The sequence below is a fragment of the Streptomyces sp. L2 genome, assembly GCF_004124325.1.
Taxonomy (GTDB): domain Bacteria; phylum Actinomycetota; class Actinomycetes; order Streptomycetales; family Streptomycetaceae; genus Streptomyces.
Genome location: NZ_QBDT01000001.1, coordinates 789,364 through 808,121, shown reverse-complemented (window position 1 = coordinate 808,121; position 18,758 = coordinate 789,364). Strand labels below are relative to the sequence as shown.

17 protein-coding genes are annotated in these 18,758 nt (G+C 73.3%); 8 read left to right on the top strand and 9 right to left on the bottom strand.

What is annotated here, in order from left to right:
• The first annotated feature begins 64 nt into the window (after window positions 1–64).
• A complete protein-coding gene (locus tag DBP14_RS03610; protein WP_129305598.1) occupies window positions 65–1,291 on the top strand; it encodes a zinc-dependent alcohol dehydrogenase in 1,227 nt (408 codons plus the stop codon).
• Between the two features lie 55 nt (window positions 1,292–1,346).
• Here the strand turns inward: DBP14_RS03610 and DBP14_RS03605 are convergent, their stop codons facing one another.
• Entirely contained in the window at window positions 1,347–2,411 is a 1,065-nt protein-coding gene (locus DBP14_RS03605; RefSeq protein ID WP_129305597.1) for an ATP-dependent DNA ligase, read from the bottom strand.
• Window positions 2,412–2,484: 73 nt separating this feature from the next.
• On the opposite strand from DBP14_RS03605, the gene ligD reads away from it, so the two are divergent.
• On the top strand, window positions 2,485–3,504 hold the full coding sequence (gene ligD / locus DBP14_RS03600; RefSeq protein ID WP_206739197.1) for a non-homologous end-joining DNA ligase: 1,020 nt from the start codon (window positions 2,485–2,487) through the stop codon (window positions 3,502–3,504).
• A gap of 85 nt (window positions 3,505–3,589) precedes the next feature.
• Here the strand turns inward: ligD and DBP14_RS03595 are convergent, their stop codons facing one another.
• Window positions 3,590–5,716, bottom strand: coding sequence for a HEAT repeat domain-containing protein (locus DBP14_RS03595; RefSeq protein WP_129305596.1), 2,127 nt, complete (start codon window positions 5,714–5,716; stop codon window positions 3,590–3,592).
• 121 nt (window positions 5,717–5,837) lie between these two features.
• Complete coding sequence (locus tag DBP14_RS03590; protein WP_129305595.1) at window positions 5,838–6,635, bottom strand: VOC family protein; 798 nt, start codon at window positions 6,633–6,635, stop codon at window positions 5,838–5,840.
• Window positions 6,636–6,897: 262 nt separating this feature from the next.
• Between DBP14_RS03590 and DBP14_RS03585 the strand changes: the two genes are divergently transcribed.
• Window positions 6,898–7,143, top strand: coding sequence for a WhiB family transcriptional regulator (locus tag DBP14_RS03585; RefSeq protein ID WP_129305594.1), 246 nt, complete (start codon window positions 6,898–6,900; stop codon window positions 7,141–7,143).
• A 2-nt stretch (window positions 7,144–7,145) separates the two neighbouring features.
• Here DBP14_RS03585 and DBP14_RS03580 read toward each other — a convergent pair whose 3' ends face one another.
• From DBP14_RS03580 to DBP14_RS03565, 4 genes are all read right to left on the bottom strand, one after another.
• The gene (locus DBP14_RS03580) at window positions 7,146–8,117 is read right to left on the bottom strand and encodes an acyl-ACP desaturase (RefSeq protein ID WP_129305593.1); all 972 of its coding nucleotides are present in this window, start codon (window positions 8,115–8,117) and stop codon (window positions 7,146–7,148) included.
• A 234-nt stretch (window positions 8,118–8,351) separates the two neighbouring features.
• Entirely contained in the window at window positions 8,352–9,128 is a 777-nt protein-coding gene (gene ddaH, locus DBP14_RS03575) for a dimethylargininase (RefSeq protein ID WP_129305592.1), read from the bottom strand.
• A 127-nt stretch (window positions 9,129–9,255) separates the two neighbouring features.
• Window positions 9,256–10,884, bottom strand: coding sequence for an ABC-F family ATP-binding cassette domain-containing protein (locus DBP14_RS03570; protein WP_129305591.1), 1,629 nt, complete (start codon window positions 10,882–10,884; stop codon window positions 9,256–9,258).
• Between the two features lie 355 nt (window positions 10,885–11,239).
• Entirely contained in the window at window positions 11,240–11,656 is a 417-nt protein-coding gene (locus tag DBP14_RS03565) for an SsgA family sporulation/cell division regulator (RefSeq protein WP_129305590.1), read from the bottom strand.
• Between the two features lie 305 nt (window positions 11,657–11,961).
• Between DBP14_RS03565 and DBP14_RS03560 the strand changes: the two genes are divergently transcribed.
• Window positions 11,962–13,062: an oxidoreductase gene (locus tag DBP14_RS03560; protein ID WP_129311654.1), complete on the top strand. Its 1,101-nt coding sequence runs from the start codon at window positions 11,962–11,964 to the stop codon at window positions 13,060–13,062.
• A gap of 134 nt (window positions 13,063–13,196) precedes the next feature.
• A complete protein-coding gene (locus tag DBP14_RS03555) occupies window positions 13,197–13,535 on the top strand; it encodes a plasmid stabilization protein (RefSeq protein WP_129305589.1) in 339 nt (112 codons plus the stop codon).
• 9 nt (window positions 13,536–13,544) lie between these two features.
• Here the strand turns inward: DBP14_RS03555 and DBP14_RS03550 are convergent, their stop codons facing one another.
• Window positions 13,545–13,841 carry a YciI family protein gene (locus DBP14_RS03550; RefSeq protein ID WP_129305588.1) on the bottom strand — a complete coding sequence of 99 codons (297 nt, stop codon included), beginning with the start codon at window positions 13,839–13,841 and terminating at the stop codon, window positions 13,545–13,547.
• A 61-nt stretch (window positions 13,842–13,902) separates the two neighbouring features.
• On the opposite strand from DBP14_RS03550, the gene DBP14_RS03545 reads away from it, so the two are divergent.
• Complete coding sequence (locus DBP14_RS03545) at window positions 13,903–14,637, top strand: endonuclease V (protein WP_129305587.1); 735 nt, start codon at window positions 13,903–13,905, stop codon at window positions 14,635–14,637.
• Window positions 14,638–14,888: 251 nt separating this feature from the next.
• Here the strand turns inward: DBP14_RS03545 and DBP14_RS03540 are convergent, their stop codons facing one another.
• Complete coding sequence (locus DBP14_RS03540; RefSeq protein ID WP_129305586.1) at window positions 14,889–16,067, bottom strand: saccharopine dehydrogenase NADP-binding domain-containing protein; 1,179 nt, start codon at window positions 16,065–16,067, stop codon at window positions 14,889–14,891.
• 240 nt (window positions 16,068–16,307) lie between these two features.
• Here DBP14_RS03540 and DBP14_RS03535 point away from each other — a divergent pair, with 240 nt between their 5' ends.
• Both DBP14_RS03535 and DBP14_RS03530 read left to right on the top strand, forming a co-directional pair.
• A complete protein-coding gene (locus tag DBP14_RS03535) occupies window positions 16,308–17,468 on the top strand; it encodes a CaiB/BaiF CoA-transferase family protein (RefSeq protein ID WP_129305585.1) in 1,161 nt (386 codons plus the stop codon).
• Between the two features lie 54 nt (window positions 17,469–17,522).
• Window positions 17,523–18,737 (top strand): acetyl-CoA C-acetyltransferase, encoded by a 1,215-nt coding sequence (locus tag DBP14_RS03530; protein ID WP_129305584.1) that lies wholly within the window; start codon window positions 17,523–17,525, stop codon window positions 18,735–18,737.
• Window positions 18,738–18,758: the final 21 nt, after the last annotated feature.

Sequence of the window (18,758 nt, the reverse complement as noted above, 5' to 3'; positions counted from 1 at the left end):
CGCCACCGCAAACCGGACGCGCCAGGGCGAACCGGCGCGCACGTGACCAAGGGAGCGCGACCCCATGAAGGCAGTCACCTGGCAGGGCAAGCGGGACGTGCGCGTGGACGACGTGCCCGACCCGCGGATCGAAGAGCCCACCGACGCCGTCATCCGCATCACGTCCACCGGGCTGTGCGGCTCCGACCTGCACCTCTACGAGGTGCTCACCCCGTTCATGACCCCGGGTGACATCCTCGGCCACGAACCCATGGGCATCGTCGAGGAGGTCGGCCCGGAGGTCACCGGCCTCAAGCCCGGCGACCGGGTCGTGGTGCCCTTCCAGATCGCCTGCGGGCACTGCTTCATGTGCTCGGCCGGGCTGCCCACCCAGTGCGAGACCACCCAGGTCACCGGCGAGCACATGGGCGCCGCCCTGTTCGGCTACACCCGCCTGTACGGGGCCGTGCCCGGTGCGCAGGCCGAGTACCTGCGGGTGCCGCAGGCCCAGTTCGGGCCGATCAAGGTGCCCGAGGGCCCCTCCGACGACCGCTTCGTCTACCTCTCCGACGTGCTGCCCACCGCCTGGCAGGCCGTCGAGTACGCCGCCGTCCCGCCGGGCGGCTCCCTCGCCGTGCTCGGCCTGGGACCGATCGGCGACATGGCCTGCCGGGTCGCCCTGGCCCGCGGCGCCGAACACGTCTTCGGCGTCGACCTGGTGCCCGAACGGCTGGCCCGGGCGAGCCGGCGCGGCGTGCGGACCTACGACCTGAGGGCCTTCGACGACGAGAAGGCACTGATCGCCGCGATCCAGGACCAGACCGACGGCCGGGGCCCGGACGCCGTGATCGACGCGGTCGGCACCGAGGCCCACGGCAGCGCCGCCGCCCGGCTGGCCCAGCAGGCCACCGCGGCGATGCCGCGCAAACTGAGCGCGCCCCTCGCGGAACGCTTCAGCATCGACCGGCTCGGCGCCCTGTACCTGGCCATCGAACTCGTCCGGCGCGGCGGCACGATCTCCCTCAGCGGCGTCTACGGCGGCATGGCCGACCCGATGCCCATGCTCACCCTGTTCGACAAGCAGATCCAGATGAGGATGGGGCAGGCCAACGTCCGCCGCTGGACCGACGACATCATCCCGCTGCTCACCGACGAGGACCCTCCCCCACGCTCGGCTTCGCTCGCGCGGGGGGACCCCCTTGGCGTCGACGACTTCGCCACCCACCGGGTCCCGCTCGCCGAGGCGCCGCACGCCTACGAGATGTTCCAGCGCAAGCAGGACGGCGCGGTGAAGGTCTTGATGCAGCCCTGAAGACCTTGATGCAGCCTGAGCCGCCGGGGCCGGGCCCGGTCGGTGATCCCGCGCGCTACCCGCCCAGGATCTCCGCGAGGTCGTAGCGCACCGGCTCCTCCAGTTGCGCGTACGTGCAGCTCTCGGGGGTCCGGTCGGGCCGCCAGCGGCGGAAGCGGGCGGTGTGCCGGAACCGGGCCCCGTTCTCCATGTGGTCGTAGGCCACCTCGGCCACGCGCTCCGGCCGCAGCGGCACCCACGACAGGTCCTTCTTGCCCGACCAGCGGCTCGGCGCACCCGGCAGCCGGGCCGTCTCGTGGGCCGTCTCCTCGGACCAGGCGGCCCAAGGATGGCCGGCCACGTCGTCCATGCGCAGCGGCTCCAGCTCGTCCACCAGCTCGGCCCGCCTCTTCATGGTGAACGCCGCCGACACGCCCACGTGCTGCAGCGCGCCCCGGTCGTCGTACAGGCCCAGCAGCAGCGAGCCCACCACCGGGCCGCTCTTGTGGAGGCGGTAGCCGGCGACCACGACGTCCGCCGTCCGCTCGTGCTTGATCTTGAACATGGCCCGCTCGTCCTGCCGGTAGCGCAGGGTGAGCGGCTTGGCGACGACCCCGTCCAGACCGGCACCCTCGTACTGCTCGAACCACTGCTGCGCCACGTCGGCGTCGGTGGTCGCCGGTGCCAGGTGGACCGGGGGAGTGGCGTTCGACAGGGCCCGCTCCAGCAGGGCGCGGCGGTCGGTCAGCACTTCGTCCAGCAGTGACTCGCCGGCGAGGGCCAGCAGGTCGAACGCGACGAAGGAGGCCGGTGTCCGCCCGGCCAGCGTCCGCACCCGGGACTCGGCGGGGTGGATCCGCTCGGTCAGCGCGTCGAAGTCCAGCCGCCCGTCCCGCGCGATGACGATCTCCCCGTCCAGCACGCACCGCTCCGGCACCCGGTCCCGCAGGGCCTCCACCAGCTCCGGAAAATACCTGGTCAGCGGCTTGCCGGTACGGCTGCCCAGCTCGACCTCCGGCCCGTCGCGGAACACGATCGCCCGGAACCCGTCCCACTTGGCCTCGTAGTGCATGCCCGGCGGGATCCTCGCCACCGACTTGGCGAGCATCGGCTTCACGGGCGGCATCACCGGCAGGTCCATGCCCCGATTCTGCGCGCACCCGCCCCGCTCCGCCCGGTGTGCGCGGCGCACCGGGTGCGCCTACCGTGGCCGCATGGGTGACGCGGTGGAACTGGAGGTGGACGGCCGGACCGTACGGCTGTCCAGCCCGGACAAGGTCTTCTTCCCCGAGCGCGGCTTCACCAAGCTGGACCTCGCCCAGTACTACGCAGCCGTCGGCCCCGGCATCCTGCGCGCCCTGCGCGACCGCCCCACCACCCTGGAGCGCTACCCGGACGGCGTCGGCGGCGAGTGGTTCTACCAGAAGCGGGCCCCCAAGGGCATGCCCGACTGGATCCCCACCGCCCACATCACCTTCCCCAGCGGCCGCAGCGCCGACGAGATGTGCCCCACCGAACAGGCCGCCGTGGTGTGGGCCGCCCAGTACGGCACCCTCACCTTCCACCCCTGGCCGGTGCGCCGCGACCGGGTCGACCACCCGGACGAACTCCGCATCGACCTCGATCCGCAGCCGGGCACCGACTACTCCGACGCGGTCCGCGCCGCCCACGAACTGCGGGCCGTCCTGGAGGAGTTCGGCGGACTGCGCGGCTGGCCCAAGACGTCCGGCGGGCGGGGCCTGCACGTCTTCGTGCCCATCGAACCGCGCTGGACCTTCACCCAGGTCCGGCGCGCCGCGATCGCCGTGGGCCGGGAGATGGAACGCCGTATGCCCGACCGGGTGACCATCAAGTGGTGGAAGGAGGAGCGCGGCGAGCGCATCTTCGTGGACTACAACCAGACCGCCCGCGACCGCACCATCGCCTCCGCCTACTCCGTACGGCCCCGCCCGCACGCCCCCGTCTCGGCGCCGCTGCGCTGGGAGGAGGTCGGCGACGCCCACCCCAGGGACTTCGACCTCGCCACCATGCCGGCCCGGTTCGCCGAACTCGGTGACGTGCACGCCGACATGGACCAGCACGCCTTCAGCCTGGACACGCTGCTGGAACTGGCCCGCCGCGACGAACACGACCACGGGCTGGGCGATCTGCCGTACCCGCCGGAGTACCCGAAGATGCCCGGCGAACCCAAACGGGTCCAGCCCAGCCGCGCCCGCCGCGAACAGGGCACGTGAGGGCGGCAGCGGTCCCTCCTTTCGGCGTGGCCCGGCCTTTCGGCGTGGCCCAGCCCTACGGTGTGGCCCGGCGCTTCGGCGTGGTTCAGCCCGTCGGCTCCTCGTCGCTCTGCCCGCCGCAGGCGGCCAGGACGCGCCGGCAGTCGGCGAGCAGCGCCACGTCCGGGCGGACGTCGTAGCGCATGTTCCCTCCGGAGCCGTCGTTGTTGTGGCGACGGACCGAGGCCAGCTCGGCGCGTATCAGCGGCAGCGCGGGCGCGGCCGCCGGGCCCATCCCGGCCAGCGCGGCGGCCAGCGCGGGACGCTCCTTCGGGGCGGCCGGCCACTGCTCCGTGATCGACGGGAGGACCTCTTCGGGGTCCCCGGTGACCTGCCACAGAGCGGCCGCGGCCCGGGCGGGTGTCTCGCCGGCCGCGATCATGTCCCGCAGAGTGGGCGCGAGCGCCGCACCGGAGCGGCCGAGCGCCCCGGTCAGCCGAATCGCCCCGTACCACGGGCCCCAGCTCCGCGACCGCAGGCTCTCGCGGACGAGCGGCAGGACCGCCTCCGCGTCCCCGGTCAGCGCCCACAGCGCTCTCGCCGCCTCGACACGCTCCTCCTCACGCAGCTCGGCGGTCTCCCACCACTGGCGGACAGGCTCCGCCGCTTCGGCCGCCGACGGACCGTAGTCGCACAACGCGCCGAGCACGGCCCGCCGCGTCCGCACGTCGGTTGTCTCCCGCAGGATGCGGGTGAGCAGCGGCACCGACGGGCCGTGCCGCAGGAGGCCCAGGGCACCGGTCAGCGCGTCCAGGCCGGCAGACGGGGTGGGGTGACCGAGTGCGGTGAGCCGGGCGTGCAGCACCGGTCCCAGAGGAGCCGCCGCCACGGGCCCCAGCGCCTCGATCCACCGCGGCAGGTTCTCCGGGATCTCCACGACCTCCAGGACGTGGCCGAGGCCCGGCACGATCCGTTCGTCGCCCTGGAGGGCCACCACCTCGAAGGCCAGCCCGAGGGCCATCTCCGCGAACGGCGTGCCCGTCTCGACGGGGCGTTCCTCCCACGCCTCCACGTAGCAGACCAGCTCCGCCGACGCGCCGTGCGAGACCGGCGCCAGGTGCCGTAGCTCCCGCAGCACCTCCTTCTGCAGCCGCAGGTCGTCCTCGCGCAGCAGCCGGGCCAGGGCCAGGACCGGCTCGTCGTCGGGTGCCCGCCATCCGGTCAGCAGCCGTCCCGCCATGGAGACGGCGTGCCGACGCTGACGGCCGTCGGGACTCTCCAGCATGCCGACGAGCAGCGGGAACCGGATGTCGGCGCGGTCGCGCAACTCCCCGTGGAACGCGGCGAGCAGCTCGTCCGCCTCGTGCAGACCGAGGCCGCGGCGGTGCTCCGCCTCCAGCTCCCGCAGATGGGAGATCAGCGTGTCCGTGCGCGGTCGCCCGGGCGCCGGGGGAGCCGGGGGCAGTTCGGCGGTCTCCCGGGCGAGGCGCATCACGTCCAGAGCGATCTCCACGGTGTCCGGGGGCAGTTCGCCGGGCGCGCAGCGGGCCAGCTCCGTCAGGGCTGTCATCCGCAGCTCCGGATCAGGGACACCGGCGACCAGCTCGCGCAGCAATCCGCCCGCCTCGGCGCCCACGTCCGCCGGGAGCCGTACGGCCAGGGTGCCCAGGGCGCGCGCCAGCGACCGGGCGGCCTCCGGATCCGTCTCCGCGGCCAGCCGGCCGCGCAACACGCCGAGCACCCGCACCGGCTCGGCGTGCAGCCGGGCCAGCGCGGCCGGCACCGCGGCCCGCACACCGGGGTCCGGATCGTCGAGCAGCCCGAGGAAGACGCCCGCCCGGGCGCGAACCATGTCCCGCGCGTCGAGGAAGGGCCGCTGCCAATCCTCGTGCACCTCGGGGTCGTAGGCGGCGGACTCGCCGAACCAGTCGTCGTCCGCCGTGTCGTGGTCCTCCGAGGCGCCGGCGATGCTGCACAGCAGCCCGACCACGGCGCCCCGGTCGGCGATCGCCTCGCTCGCGATCAGCTCGAACAGGAACGGCACGCAGGCGAGCGTGCTGTCGTACACGTCGCCCTGGTGGTGCACCGCGCCGTACATCCCGTCCAGGGCGATCTCCCGGAGCTCGGGGTCGTCCGACGCCAGTCCCCACAGCAGCTCCGGCACGTCCGTCGCCGAATCCGTGTACGCATGCCCCAGCGACGCCCAGTCGACGTCGTCGATCCCCCTGAACACGCCCTGTCCTCCCCCTGGCCCCGGCGCTCGTCCCGCCGCTGATCACAGCATGCCGCACGGCACTGACAACGCCCCCGCAGCACCCTCCGCCCGCACGCCGGGCGGAGCCCGCTGCCCCGGTTCAGCCCTGTCCCTGTCCCTGTCCCGACGCGCTCCTGATGACGGCGAAGCGGGCGCCGTACGGATCGGCGAGCCGTGCCATGCGGCCGACGCCCTCCACGGTCGACGCGGGCATGCGGACCGTGCCGCCGAGCTCCTGGGCGCGGGCGACCACCACGTCCGTGTCCCCGACCTCGAAGTACGGCAGCCAGTACGGCGAGTCGTCGGTCGTGTCGGGGGCCAGGGGGACCATGCCGCCGAACATCGCGTCCTCCCCCGCGCCACCCGGATTCACACAGGTGTACGTACCACCGGGGAACGGCACGGCGGACGTCTCCAGGCCGAGGGTCCGGCTGTAGAACGCGGCGGAGGCGGCGACGTCCGGCGTGTACAGCTCGACCCAGCACAGGGCGCCGGGTTCGTTCGCGACGTCCACGCCCGCCATCCGGCCGGGCTGCCAGATCCCGAACGGTACGCCCGCCTGGTCCGTGAGGACGGCCATGTGCCCCTGCCCCATGATGTCCATGGGCTGGACCAGCACCCGGCCGCGCGCCTCCTCGGCCGTCTTGGCGGTGGCGGCCGCGTCCTCACTGCGGAAGTACACCGTCCAGGCCGGCGGCCCCTGGTCCGGGCCGGACTGCATCGCGCCGGCCACCGTTCTGCCGTCGAGCTGGAGGAAGTCGTAACCGCCGGCGTCCGGTCCGGCCGACTCGAACCGCCAGTCGAAGAGGGCGCCGTAGAACGAGAGAGCGCCGTCGAGATCGGATGTGGCGAGGTCGATCCAGTTCGGGGCGCCGTCGACGAAACGGGTGGTGAGCATTCCGGCCCTCCTCGGAAGGGGTCCCGCTGCCTGTCGGGCCGGGCGGCGGGGACGCGCCGCCCGCACTGCCGAGTCTGGCACCGCTCACTGACACTCGCCGCCGGGGCGCCGCCGTCCGCGCCCGGCGAAAACCCGTCCCGCTCCGCGCGCCGCCGTGCGCCGGCCCGCGGCGGCGGAGCATCATCAAGGCGGCGGGGCTCCGTGCCGCGGCGTTGATGCCGCGTTGATCGAACGTTTTTCGCGGCCCGGCACGATCCTGACCATGCACACCGAAACGATCACCCCGGCCGACCCCGCCTGGCAGGCACAGGCCCTGTGCGCGCAGACCGGGGCCGAGTTCTTCTTCCCCGAGCCGGGCAGCTCGGTCCGTGAGGCGAAACGCATCTGCGCCATGTGCGAGATGCGTCCCGCCTGCCTGGAGTACGCGCTGGACAACGACGAACGCTTCGGCGTCTGGGGCGGCCTGTCGGAGAAGGAGCGCCTCGCGCTGCGACGCACGCCCCGGTGAGCTCAGCGGCCCCGGGCCGCCATCCGGGCCTTGCGGGCGGCCAGCTTCTCGTCGAACTTGAGGGCCTCGTCGTTCAGGCCGCCCATGAACAGGCCGAGTTCCTCCTGCGCCTGCACGCCCTCCGGGCCCAGGCCGTCCAGCTCCAGGACCTTCAGGAAGCGCAGGACGGGCTGGAGCACGTCGTCGTGGTGGATGCGCATGTTGTAGACCTCGCCGATGGCCATCTGCGCGGCCGCCCGCTCGAAGCCGGGGATGCCGTGCCCGGGCATGCGGAAGTTCACCACGACGTCGCGGACCGCCTGCATGGTCAGGTCGGGGGCCAGCTCGAACGCGGCCTTCAGCAGGTTGCGGTAGAAGACCATGTGCAGGTTCTCGTCGGTCGCGATGCGCGCCAGCATGCGGTCGCAGACCGGGTCGCCGGACTGGTGCCCGGTGTTGCGGTGCGAGATCCGGGTGGCCAGCTCCTGGAAGGCGACGTAGGCGATCGAGTGGAGCATCGAGTGCCGGTTGTCGGACTCGAACCCCTCGCTCATGTGGGCCATGCGGAACTGCTCCAGCTTGTCCGGGTCCACCGCGCGCGAGGCGAGCAGGTAGTCCCGCATGACGATGCCGTGCCGGCCCTCCTCCGCCGTCCAGCGGTGCACCCAGGTGCCCCAGGCGCCGTCGCGGCCGAAGAGCGAGGCTATCTCGTGGTGGTAGCTCGGCAGGTTGTCCTCGGTGAGGAGGTTGACCACGAGCGCCGTCCGGCCGATCTCCGTGACCTGGGACTGCTCCTTGGACCAGGCCTCGCCGTCCTCGAACAGGCCCGGGAAGTTGCGGGCGTCGCTCCACGGCACGTACTCGTGCGGCATCCAGTCCTTGGCGACCTTCAGATGCCGGTTCAGTTCCGTCTCGACCACTTCCTCCAGCGCGTACAGCAGCCGCGCGTCGGTCCACACGGACGGGCCGGCGAGGTGAGGGGAAGTGATCGTCACGGGGTACTCCAGGGGGACGCCGAACATGAACAACAGGGGAGAAGAGGGGCGAACCGGCGAGCGGTGCCGGAAACCTACGAGATCGTAGGCTACGAATCCGTAGGTTACGAAGCCGTAGGTTAAGGCCGCCGTAAACACCGCTGATCAGGTCGGGTGGGTACGGGGTTCCGGCGAATGCCGGACAGCTCCCCGACCCGCAGGTCCCAGGGCCGGAAGAGTGACGGCGTCACCCGGTCAGGCGTACAGCCCCCGCAGCCGCACCGAGAGGCACGTCACACATCCCTCCAGCTTCTCGAACTCGCTGATGTCCACCGTGACCACCTCGTGCCCGAGATCCGTCAGCAGGTCCGCCGTCTTCGGGGCGCTCGCCGCCATGAGCAGCCGGTGACCGCCCAGCAGCACCACGTGCGCGCCGGACTCCTCCGGCACCGCGAGGAAACCCGGGAACAGCGAGGGCCGGTCCACCAGGGGGATGTGCCCGATCACCGTCCCGTCGGGCAGCGCGGTCACCGCGGACTTCAGGTGCAGCACCTTGCTCACCGGCACGGCCACCACGCGCGCGCCCAGCGGCTCGAACACGGCCCTCAGCTGCTGCACACCGGCCGCGTTCGTCCGCCCGCCCCGGCCGACGTAAACGGTGTCGCCGATCTTCAGTACGTCGCCGCCGTCCAGCGTGCCGGGCTCCCACACCCAGTTCACCGAGCAGCCGAGCCGGGCCACCGCCTCCTCGACACCGGCCGTCTCCGCGCGCCGCGACTCGGCGCCGGGCCGCGTGATCAGGGCGACGTTGCGGTACATGACGACGGTGTCCTCGACGAACACCGCGTCCGGGCAGTCGTCGGCGGCCTCGACCTCGATCGTTTCCCAGCCGTGCGCACCCAGCGCCTCGACGTACGCCTCCCACTGCCCGACGGCGAGGTCCACGTCGGCCTTCTCCCGCTCGATGTGGGTCACCAGGCCTTCGGCGAGGCGCGGGCCGGGACGGCGGACGAGGGCCTTCTTGCTGGGCACGAGGAATATCTCCGGATTCGGGGGTGCGGCTCCGGCGCCCCGTGATGCGGCGCCGGTCCGCCATCATGCAGGGCGGACCGGCGCGGACAAAACCCCCGTCGCGGGGCTGTGGCCCTCTTGAGACCGCCTAGCGGCCGGCCGCCGCCACCTCCTCGGCCGAGGTCTCCCGCAGTTCCCCGTCCGTCATCAGCAGCCACCGGGTGATCCCGAGGGACTCCAGGAACGGCAGGTCGTGGCTCGCCACCACCAGGGCCCCTTCGTACGACTCCAGGGCCGAGGTCAGCTGCCGCACGCTCGCCATGTCGAGGTTGTTCGTCGGCTCGTCGAGCAGCAGCAGCTGGGGAGCGGGCTCGGCGAGCAGCAGCGCGGCCAGGGCCGCCCTGAACCGCTCGCCACCGGACAGCGTGGCCGCCTTCTGGTCGGCCCGGCCGCCCCGGAACAGGAAGCGGGCGAGTCGTGCCCGGACCCGGTTGTTGGTGGCGCCCGGCGCGAACCGGGCCACGTTCTCCGCCACGGTCAGCTCCTCGTCCAGGACGTCGAGCCGCTGCGGCAGGAAGCGCAGCGGCACATGCGCCCGCGCCTCCCCGCCGTCCGGCGCCAGCTCCCCGGCGACGGTGCGCAGCAGCGTCGTCTTCCCGGAGCCGTTGCGCCCGATCAGCGCGATCCGCTCCGGGCCCCGCAGATCGAGGATCCCGTCCACCCGGGCCCCGTAGGCCATCCGCAGGTTCTCCAGGGTGAGCACCTGACGGCCGGGCGGTACGGCCGTGTACGGGAGGTCGACGCGGATCTCGTCGTCGTCCCGTACGGCCTCCACCGCCTCGTCCAGGCGCTCCCTGGCCCCGGCGAGCCGCTCCTCGTGCATGATGCGGTGCTTGCCGGCGGACTCCTGCGCGGCGCGTTTGCGGGCGCCCATCACGATCTTCGGCTCGCGTTTGGACTCCCACATCTTCTGGCCGTACCGTTTGCGGCGGGCCAGTTTGACCTGGGCGTCGGCCAGTTCGCGTTTCTGCTTGCGCAGGTCCGCCTCGGCCACGCGCACCATCCGTTCGGCGGCGTCCTGTTCGACGGCGAGTGCCTCCTCGTACGCCGAGAAGTTCCCGCCGTACCAGGCGACCTCACCGGAGCGCAGCTCCGCGATCTGGTCGACCAGGTCCAGCAGTTCGCGGTCGTGGCTGACCACGATCAGCACGCCGGGCCAGGCGGCGACGGCCGCGTACAGCCGCCGGCGCGCGTACAGGTCCAGGTTGTTGGTGGGTTCGTCGAGCAGCAGGACGTCGGGACGGCGCAGCAGCAGCGCGGCCAGGCGCAGCAGGACCGACTCGCCGCCGGACACCTCGCCGACCGTGCGGTCCAGGCCGATGTGGCCGAGGCCCAGTTCGCCGAGGGTGACCAGGGCGCGCTCCTCCACGTCCCAGTCGTCGCCGACGGTCTCGAAGTGCTCCTCGGCCGCGTCGCCCGCCTCGATGGCGTGCAGCGCGGCCCGCTTGCCGGCGATGCCGAGGGCCTCGTCGACGCGGAGCGAGGTGTCGAGCGTGACGTTCTGCGGGAGGTGACCGATCTCGCCGGTCGCCTTCACGGTGCCGTCCGCCGGGACGAGTTCACCGGCGAGCAGCTTCAACAGGGTCGATTTTCCTGATCCGTTCACGCCGACGAGCCCGGTCCTGCCGGGACCGAACGCGATGTCGAGGCCGTCGAGGACGGTGGTGCCGTCGGGCCAGGCGAAGGACAGGGACGTACAGGTGAGGGAAGATGACATACAGGCCTCGCGGGTACTGGAGTGCGGTCGGGGCGAGCGCGTGTCGAGACACCGCGAGGCGGAAACCGAAAGCCTGGAGCACGAAAAAAGGGCCTGTGCCAGGGGGACGGCTCGGACGCCGAGGTCGTACGCCACGCACACCTCACCGGTGTGACGCGGTGTCTCAAGACCTCAGACGAGCAACGTCCTTCTCCTATCGGCGGCAACAGAACCGTCATACACCGTACGGAGACGGCGGGAGGAGTGTCAACGGAATTACCGGTGTGCGCGGACGGGAGCCGGTCCACGCGCGCGTGGAGCGGGAGCTGACCCACGCGCGCGTTGCTGTCATCCGCCCCTGGTCAGCAGGCGTCCCTCAGCAGGCGTCCCGCATCAGCTCGGCCAGGTCGTGGTCGAGATCCAGCTGGAGGTGTTCCAGGCCGACCGGCACCAGCGCGCCGGTCGCCTCCAGGAACCGCCGGATCTCACCACTGCGCACGTGCACCACCGCGGTGCCCTCCGGGGCGTGGAACTCCAGCACGGTGCGGTCGTAGCCGTACGGCCGCACGCGGACGTCGCCGTGCCCCTCCGGGGCGTGCAGGCCGGCCGTCAGCAGCTCGCGGGAGAACGTCCAGCAGACCTCGACCCCCTCCAGGGTGGCCGGCGCGGGGAAGGTCATGCGGACGGCGAACGGGTCGCGCCGGTCGTAGCGCAGCGTGGCGGGAATGCTCGGCATGCGCGGTGCGGCGGCGACGAGACGGGCCTCTACGGGCTGCTCGATGACGGTGGACAACGCCTTGCTCCCTTGTGACGGCTGGACGTGCTCGGCGGCGTGCGAGGCCTGGCACTGGAAGAGACGTCGGAATCGGCCAGAGCGTGCACACGCGGGACGAGTGACCTCGGTCACCGCGTTCATGCACCCGATCGGCGCCGGCCCGTGCGCGCCGATCCGTTCCGGCCCAGGTGCCGATCCGTTCCGGCCCATGTGTGCCGTCCGGCGGGCGTGTTGGGCCCTCTGGACGGCGCGGTGCCCGTGGGCTAGCTTCGCCCGCCATGAGGCGCTTGGGGAACACGCGACGCAAGGGACGTACGGCCCGGATGATGGCCGCCGGGGTGGCCTGCGGGGCGGCCCTGGCCGTGCTGACGGTGCCGGCCGCAGAGGCGCGGCCGCTGGGCCACGGCTCCGGCCTCGGCGCCGGGCACGACGGCGGCCACGGCGCACCGGGCGCGCACTGGGCGCCGAAGGACAGCGGTGCCCCGCAGGCGCGGTTCCGCGGACTGTCCGCCGTCAGCCGGCGCACCGCCTGGCTGGCCGGCACCGGCGGCACCGTGCTGCGCACCACGGACGGCGGAGCGAGCTGGCGGAACGTCTCTCCGCAGGGCGCCGCCGGCCTGGAGTTCCGGGACGTCGAGGCGTTCGACGCGCGGCGCGCGGTCGTGCTGGCCATCGGCGAGGGCGAGGCCTCCCGGATGTACCGCACCGACGACGGCGGAGCGACCTGGACGGAGTCCTTCCGCAACACCGACCCCAAGGCGTTCTACGACTGCATGGCCTTCTTCGACCACCGCCACGGCCTCGCGATGAGCGACCCGGTCGACGGCAGGTTCCGGATCCTGTCCACCGGCGACGGCGGCCGCTCCTGGCACGTCCTGCCCGCCGCCGGGATGCCGGCCGCCCTGGCGGGCGAGGCGGGCTTCGCCGCGAGCGGGCAGTGCCTGGTCATCTCCGGGCCGAGGGACGCCTGGCTCGCCACCGGCGGCGGCGCCCACGCGCGCGTGCTGCACTCCGCCGACCGAGGCCTGACCTGGACGGCCGCCGACACGCCGATCCCGGCCGGCGACCCCGCGCGCGGGGTGTTCGCGCTCGCCTTCCGCGACCGCACGCACGGTCTGGCCGTCGGCGGCGACTACCGCGCCGGGCAGGCCTCCCCGCAAGCCGCCGCCGTCACGCGTGACGGCGGCCGCACCTGGCGGCCGGCCGCCGCGCCCGTGCCGGCGTACCGCTCCGGCGTGGCCTGGCTGCCGCACAGCCGCAGCGCCGCGCTCGCCGTCGGCCCCACCGGCACCGACCTCACCACCGACGGCGGCCGCACCTGGCGGACGATCGACACCGGCTCGTACGACACCGTGGACTGCACGCCGGACCTGAGCTGCTGGGCGGCCGGGGAACAGGGCCGGGTAGCCCGGCTGGAACGCTGACGTAAGGACCGGCGAGCCGGGTACTCGTCTCCCGCCGCGGGTGATCCCGTCCTACTTTGTTCTGTTTCACGCGATCCCGTCCCACGTGATCTCGTGTCACGCGATCCTCCGCGGCGGAGAGGAAAGGAGTGATCATGCCGGCCGGTTCCAGCCCCAAGCGGGAACGTCAGTACGAGCACATCAAGGAGAGCGCGCAGGACCGCGGGGAGAGCGCGGGACGCGCCAAGGAGATCGCGGCACGGACCGTGAACAAGGAGCGGGCCCGCTCCGGCGAGTCCAAGACGGCCAGCCGCAGCTCCACCCAGGACATGTCGTCGAGCAAGCGCGGCGGGCAGCGGTCGGGCAACCGGACCGGCTCCCAGGGGCCGACCCGCGACCAGCTCTACAACGAGGCCAAGCAGCGCGGCATCGAGGGCCGTTCGAACATGAACAAGGACCAGCTGCGCAACGCGCTGAACGCCAAGAAGGGCTGACCCGCGGGCTCAGCCCAGGGTCTGCCGGTGACCGGCGAGTTCCGGCACGGTCTTCGTCGCGACGAACTCCGTGACCCGGTACTCGCACACCCCGGCGGCGACGAACGGGTCGGACGCCACCAGTTCCTCCATCCGCGCGCGGTCCTCCGCGACGGCCAGGATCACCCCGCCGTCGCGGGGGTTCTTGCGCCCCGACGCCAGGAAGGAACCCTTCTCGTACTGCTGCTCCAGCCAGGTCACATGGGCCGGCAGCGCGGCGTCCACGGCGTCGAGCGGGGCGGTGTAGGTCAGCTCCAGTACGAACATGATCGCGAGCCTACCCCCGAGGTTCCACGGACCGTCACCCGCCCCGTACAGTCGGGTCACGATGACGACCGTAGGCGAAGGCGCGGGCGGGCCCGCGACCGAGGAAGAGGCGCGCGCCGTCCAGGACGTGCTGCGGCTCCGCGTGGTGCTCGACGAGACCGGCCCGCCGCCCGGCAGCGGCCACGTCACGGGGGTCGACGTCGCCTACGACGACGAGCGCGACCTCGTCGCAGCGGCGGCCGTCGTGCTGGACGCGGCCACCCTGGCGGTCGTGGCCGAGACCACGGCCGTCGGCCGGGTCTCCTTCCCGTACGTGCCCGGGCTGCTCGCCTTCCGTGAGGTCCCGACCGTGCGCGCGGCCCTGGACGCCCTGCCGTGCCCGCCCGGCCTCGTGGTGTGCGACGGCTACGGCCTGGCCCACCCGCGCCGCTTCGGCCTCGCCAGCCACCTCGGCGTGCTCACCGGCCTGCCCACCATCGGCGTCGCCAAGAACCCGTTCACCTTCACCTACGACGATCCCGGCCCGCGCCGGGGCAGCACCGCGCCGCTCCTCGCGGGCACCGAGGAGGTCGGTTGCGCCCTGCGCACCCGGGACGGCGTCAAGCCCGTCTTCGTCTCGGTCGGCCACCGGGTCGGCCTGGACAACGCCGTGGCCCACGTCCTCGCCCTGACCCCGGCGTACCGCCTCCCGGAGACGACCCGCAGAGCGGACACCCTCTGCCGCCGGGCTCTGCGCGAGGCGGTCGGTCAGGGGCCCGGGGGGACGGCGGCGGCACGGTCCGGGACGTCCGCGTGACGGCACCCGGGACGTCGGCGTGACCGCACCCGGGGCGGCGGCGCGCCGGGCCTCGAACCCGTGATCCACCCGCCCGCCGGCAAGCGCCGGATACGGCAGGCGGGGCGGAGCCGTCGTCCGCCCCCCTGCGTCCAGGTCCCGCGGCGGGGCGGCGGCCGAGCAGGCCGTCCTCTCGTGGGCGCGTCGACGGGGTGCGGACGGCGAGCCCCGTCGGCTCCCGCCCCGCCGTCGGCTTCCGGCCCGGTCGGCGGCTACCGCTTCGCCGCCACCCGGAACGTGATGCCCGCCGCGCGGAGCCGTTCGATCAGCGCGTCGCCCATAGCCTGGGCCGTGGTCACCTGGCCGGCCGTGGGCGGCAGGTCGTCGAACGCCAGGGACAGGGCGGCCTCGGCGAACATCTTCGCGGTCTCGTCATAGCCCGGGTCGCCGCCGGCGACCTCGGTGAACACGCGCCGCCCGCCGCCCTCGCCGACGAAGCGCACCGAGAACCAGCTCTCCGCCCGCTTCTCGGCGCTCGGCCCGTCACCCGGCTTGAGCCGGTCGGACAGCCAGCGACGGGCCGGCGGCAGCTGGGCCGCCGTGGCCACCGCGCCGACGGCGGCGATCCCGCCGACGGCGACCGGCAGGTGCCGGACCGCCGCGTAGTGCCGGTAGCGGAAGTCGGGGCCGTAGCGGTCCAGGGCCTTGGCCGAGCGGCGCACGATCTGGGGGTCGATGGTCGGCAGCGGCAGCGCCCACGCGCCGATCTCCTTCGCGAAGCGCGGCGCGCCCGTGGGCGCCGCCACCCGGCGTCCCACCAGCCGGGGTTCGTGCCGGCCGCGGTCCCGCGCGGCGGCCAGCATGTGCCGGCCGCGCGCGAACTGGTTGAGCGCCGAGGCCAGCGTGCCGCCGGAGAAGGCCGCGTCCGCGGTCACGAAGCCGTCCACCGTCAGTGGTACGTCCTCGGGCAGCTGCTGAACGGTGAAGTAGGCGCCCAGGTCGTGCGGGACGGAGTCGAAGCCGCAGGCGTGCAGCAGCCGGGCGCCGGTCTCCCGCGCGCGTGCGTCGTGCCGGACGTACATCAGGTCCACGAACTCGGGCTCACCGGTGAGGTCGAGGTAGTCGGTGCCCGTGTCCGCGCAGGCGGCGACCAGCTCCTCGCCGTGGGTCAGGTACGGGCCGACGGTCGTGGCCACCACGCGCGCCTGCTCGGCGAGGGCGCGCAGGCCGGCCGGGTCGCTCACGTCGGCCCGCAGCACCGGGACGTGCCGGCCGCCGGGCAGCCGTTCGCGCAGCCGCTCCAGTTTGAGCTCGTCGCGGCCGGCGATCGCCCAGCGCAGCTCGCGCGGCGCGTGCGCGGCGAGGTACTCCGCCGTGAGCGCGCCGACGAAGCCCGTGGCCCCGAAGAGCACGACGTCGTAGGGACGGTCCGTCCTGTTTGGCCTATTCATGACACCCCTCGGTTCCGCAGCCGCGCCGCTGTCGGTCGCTGAGGCTAGCGTGAGGAGTGCCGGGCCGGACGACCGGCCCGGGGCCTCACTCACCCGGGTGAACCGCGGCGCGTCGGGCACTTGGCTAAGCGCTTGCTCGTTCAGGTCTTGTGTCCGGTGGAACGTGTTCTTAACATCACTGGTGTTACATCAGTTGTGTCACAAGGGCTGGGGGCAGGACGGCATGACGGGCAGGACGGCATGACGACCGCAGGGACGGCAGGAGCGCCGGGACACGGCCCGCTCGCCGGCGTGCGCGTGATCGAGCTGGCCGGCATCGGGCCCGGCCCGTTCGCCGCGATGCTCCTCGCCGACCTGGGCGCCGACGTGGTCCGCGTCGACCGTCCGGGCGGCCCCGGCCTCGGGATCGACCCGGCCTACGACATCACCAACCGCAACAAGCGCTCGGTCGTCGTCGACCTGAAGGCACCGGACGGCCCCGCGCGCGTCCTGGACCTCGCCGAGCGCGCCGACATCCTGATCGAGGGCTACCGCCCCGGCGTCGCCGAGCGCCTCGGCGTCGGCCCCGAGACCTGCCACGCCCGCAACCCCCGGCTGGTCTACGGCCGGATGACCGGCTGGGGCCAGGACGGCCCCCTCGCCCAGCGCGCCGGCCACGACGTGGCGTACATCGCCGTCACCGGCACCCTCGGCCTGATCGGCCGGGCAGGCGAACCCCCGGCGATCCCCGCCAACCTCGTCGGCGACTACGCGGGCGGCTCGCTCTACCTGGTCGTCGGCGTCCTCGCGGCCCTGCACCACGCGCGCGCCACCGGCGCCGGCCAGGTGGTCGACGCGGCCATCGTCGACGGCTCCGCCCACCTCGCCTCGATGATCCACGGCATGCTGGCCGCCGGCGGCTGGCAGGACCGGCGCGGCGCCAACCTCCTGGACGGCGGCTGCCCGTACTACGGCACCTACGAGACCGCCGACGGGGGACACATGGCGGTCGGCGCCCTGGAGGAGCGCTTCTACGCGGAGTTCCTGCGCCTCCTCGGCCTGGACGACCTGGCCGCCGCCCGCACGGACGTCACCCGCTGGAGTGAGCTGCGCGAGCGCGTCGCCGCCCGCTTCAAGTCCCGCACCCGGGACGAGTGGACGGCCGTCTTCGCGGACTCCGACGCGTGCGTGGCCCCCGTGCTGTCCCTGCGCGAGGCCCCGCACCACCCGCACCTGGCCGCCCGCGGCACCTTCACCGAGCACGGCGGCCTCACCCAGCCCGCCCCGGCCCCCCGCTTCTCCGCCACCCCCACCGCCGTCCGCTCCGGCCCCGCTCTGCCGGGCGCCGACACGCGCGCGGTGGCCCGGGACTGGGAGACACCCGCCCTCCTCGACGACGACCCCGTGGCGGACCGCGACTGACCCCGACCCTCCCTGCTCCCGCCCCGCTCCGCCCACCCTCCGAAAGGCACCGAAGTGAGCACCGAAGCGTACGTGTACGACGCGATCCGCACCCCGCGCGGCCGCGGCAAGGCGACCGGCGCCCTGCACGGCACGAAGCCGATCGACCTGGTCGTCGGCCTCATCCACGAGATCCGCGACCGCTTCCCGGGCCTGGACCCGGCCGCCGTCGACGACATCGTCCTCGGTGTCGTCGGCCCTGTCGGCGACCAGGGGTCCGACATCGCCCGGATCGCCGCCATCGCCGCCGGACTGCCCGACACGGTCGCCGGACTCCAGGAGAACCGCTTCTGTGCCTCCGGCCTGGAGGCCGTCAACCTGGCCGCCGCCAAGGTCCGCTCCGGCTGGGAGGACCTGGTCCTCGCCGGGGGTGTGGAATCCATGTCCCGCGTCCCGATGGCCTCCGACGGCGGCGCCTGGTTCAACGACCCGATGACGAACCTCGCCGTCAACTTCGTGCCGCAGGGCATCGGCGCCGACCTCATCGCCACCATCGAGGGCTTCTCCCGCCGCGACGTCGACGAGTACGCGGCCCTGTCCCAGGAGCGCGCCGCCACCGCCTGGAAGGAAGGCCGCTTCGACCGCTCCGTCGTCCCCGTGAAGGACCGCAGCGGCCTCGTCGTCCTCGACCACGACGAGCACCTGCGCCCCGGCACCACCGCCGACTCCCTCGCGAAGCTCAAGGCCTCTTTCGCGGACATCGGCGAGCTGGGCGGCTTCGACGCCGTCGCGCTGCAGAAGTACCACTGGGTGGAGAAGATCGACCACGTCCACCACGCGGGCAACTCCTCCGGCATCGTCGACGGCGCCTCCCTGGTGGCCATCGGCTCCCGCGAGGTCGGCGAACGCCACGGCCTCACCCCGCGCGCGCGGATCGTCTCCGCAGCCGTCTCCGGCTCCGAGCCCACCATCATGCTCACCGGGCCCGCGCCCGCCACCCGCAAGGCCCTCGCCAAGGCCGGGCTGACCATCGACGACATCGACCTCGTCGAGATCAACGAGGCGTTCGCCGCCGTCGTGCTGCGCTTCGTGAAGGACATGGGCCTCAGCCTCGACAAGGTCAACGTCAACGGCGGCGCCATCGCCCTCGGCCACCCCCTCGGCGCCACCGGCGCGATGATCCTCGGCTCCCTCATCGACGAACTGGAGCGCCAGGACAAGCGGTACGGCCTCGCGACCCTCTGCGTCGGCGGCGGCATGGGCATCGCCACCGTCGTCGAGCGCGTCTGAACTCCCCGCGGAAACCCCCAG

Bases quoted from the DNA above. Each gene is read 5' to 3' on its own strand.
- DBP14_RS03560 (WP_129311654.1), top strand. From the start codon at position 11,962: ATGATGGCCGCCGGGGTGGCCTGCGGGGCGGCCCTGGCCGTGCTGACG.
- DBP14_RS03610 (WP_129305598.1), top strand. From the start codon at position 65: ATGAAGGCAGTCACCTGGCAGGGCAAGCGGGACGTGCGCGTGGACGAC.
- DBP14_RS03590 (WP_129305595.1), bottom strand. From the start codon at position 6,635: ATGCTCACCACCCGTTTCGTCGACGGCGCCCCGAACTGGATCGACCTC.
- DBP14_RS03585 (WP_129305594.1), top strand. From the start codon at position 6,898: ATGCACACCGAAACGATCACCCCGGCCGACCCCGCCTGGCAGGCACAG.
- ligD (WP_206739197.1), top strand. From the start codon at position 2,485: ATGGGTGACGCGGTGGAACTGGAGGTGGACGGCCGGACCGTACGGCTG.
- DBP14_RS03535 (WP_129305585.1), top strand. From the start codon at position 16,308: ATGACGACCGCAGGGACGGCAGGAGCGCCGGGACACGGCCCGCTCGCC.
- DBP14_RS03550 (WP_129305588.1), bottom strand. From the start codon at position 13,841: ATGTTCGTACTGGAGCTGACCTACACCGCCCCGCTCGACGCCGTGGAC.
- DBP14_RS03605 (WP_129305597.1), bottom strand. From the start codon at position 2,411: ATGGACCTGCCGGTGATGCCGCCCGTGAAGCCGATGCTCGCCAAGTCG.
- DBP14_RS03540 (WP_129305586.1), bottom strand. From the start codon at position 16,067: ATGAATAGGCCAAACAGGACGGACCGTCCCTACGACGTCGTGCTCTTC.
- DBP14_RS03555 (WP_129305589.1), top strand. From the start codon at position 13,197: ATGCCGGCCGGTTCCAGCCCCAAGCGGGAACGTCAGTACGAGCACATC.
- DBP14_RS03570 (WP_129305591.1), bottom strand. From the start codon at position 10,884: ATGTCATCTTCCCTCACCTGTACGTCCCTGTCCTTCGCCTGGCCCGAC.
- DBP14_RS03545 (WP_129305587.1), top strand. From the start codon at position 13,903: ATGACGACCGTAGGCGAAGGCGCGGGCGGGCCCGCGACCGAGGAAGAG.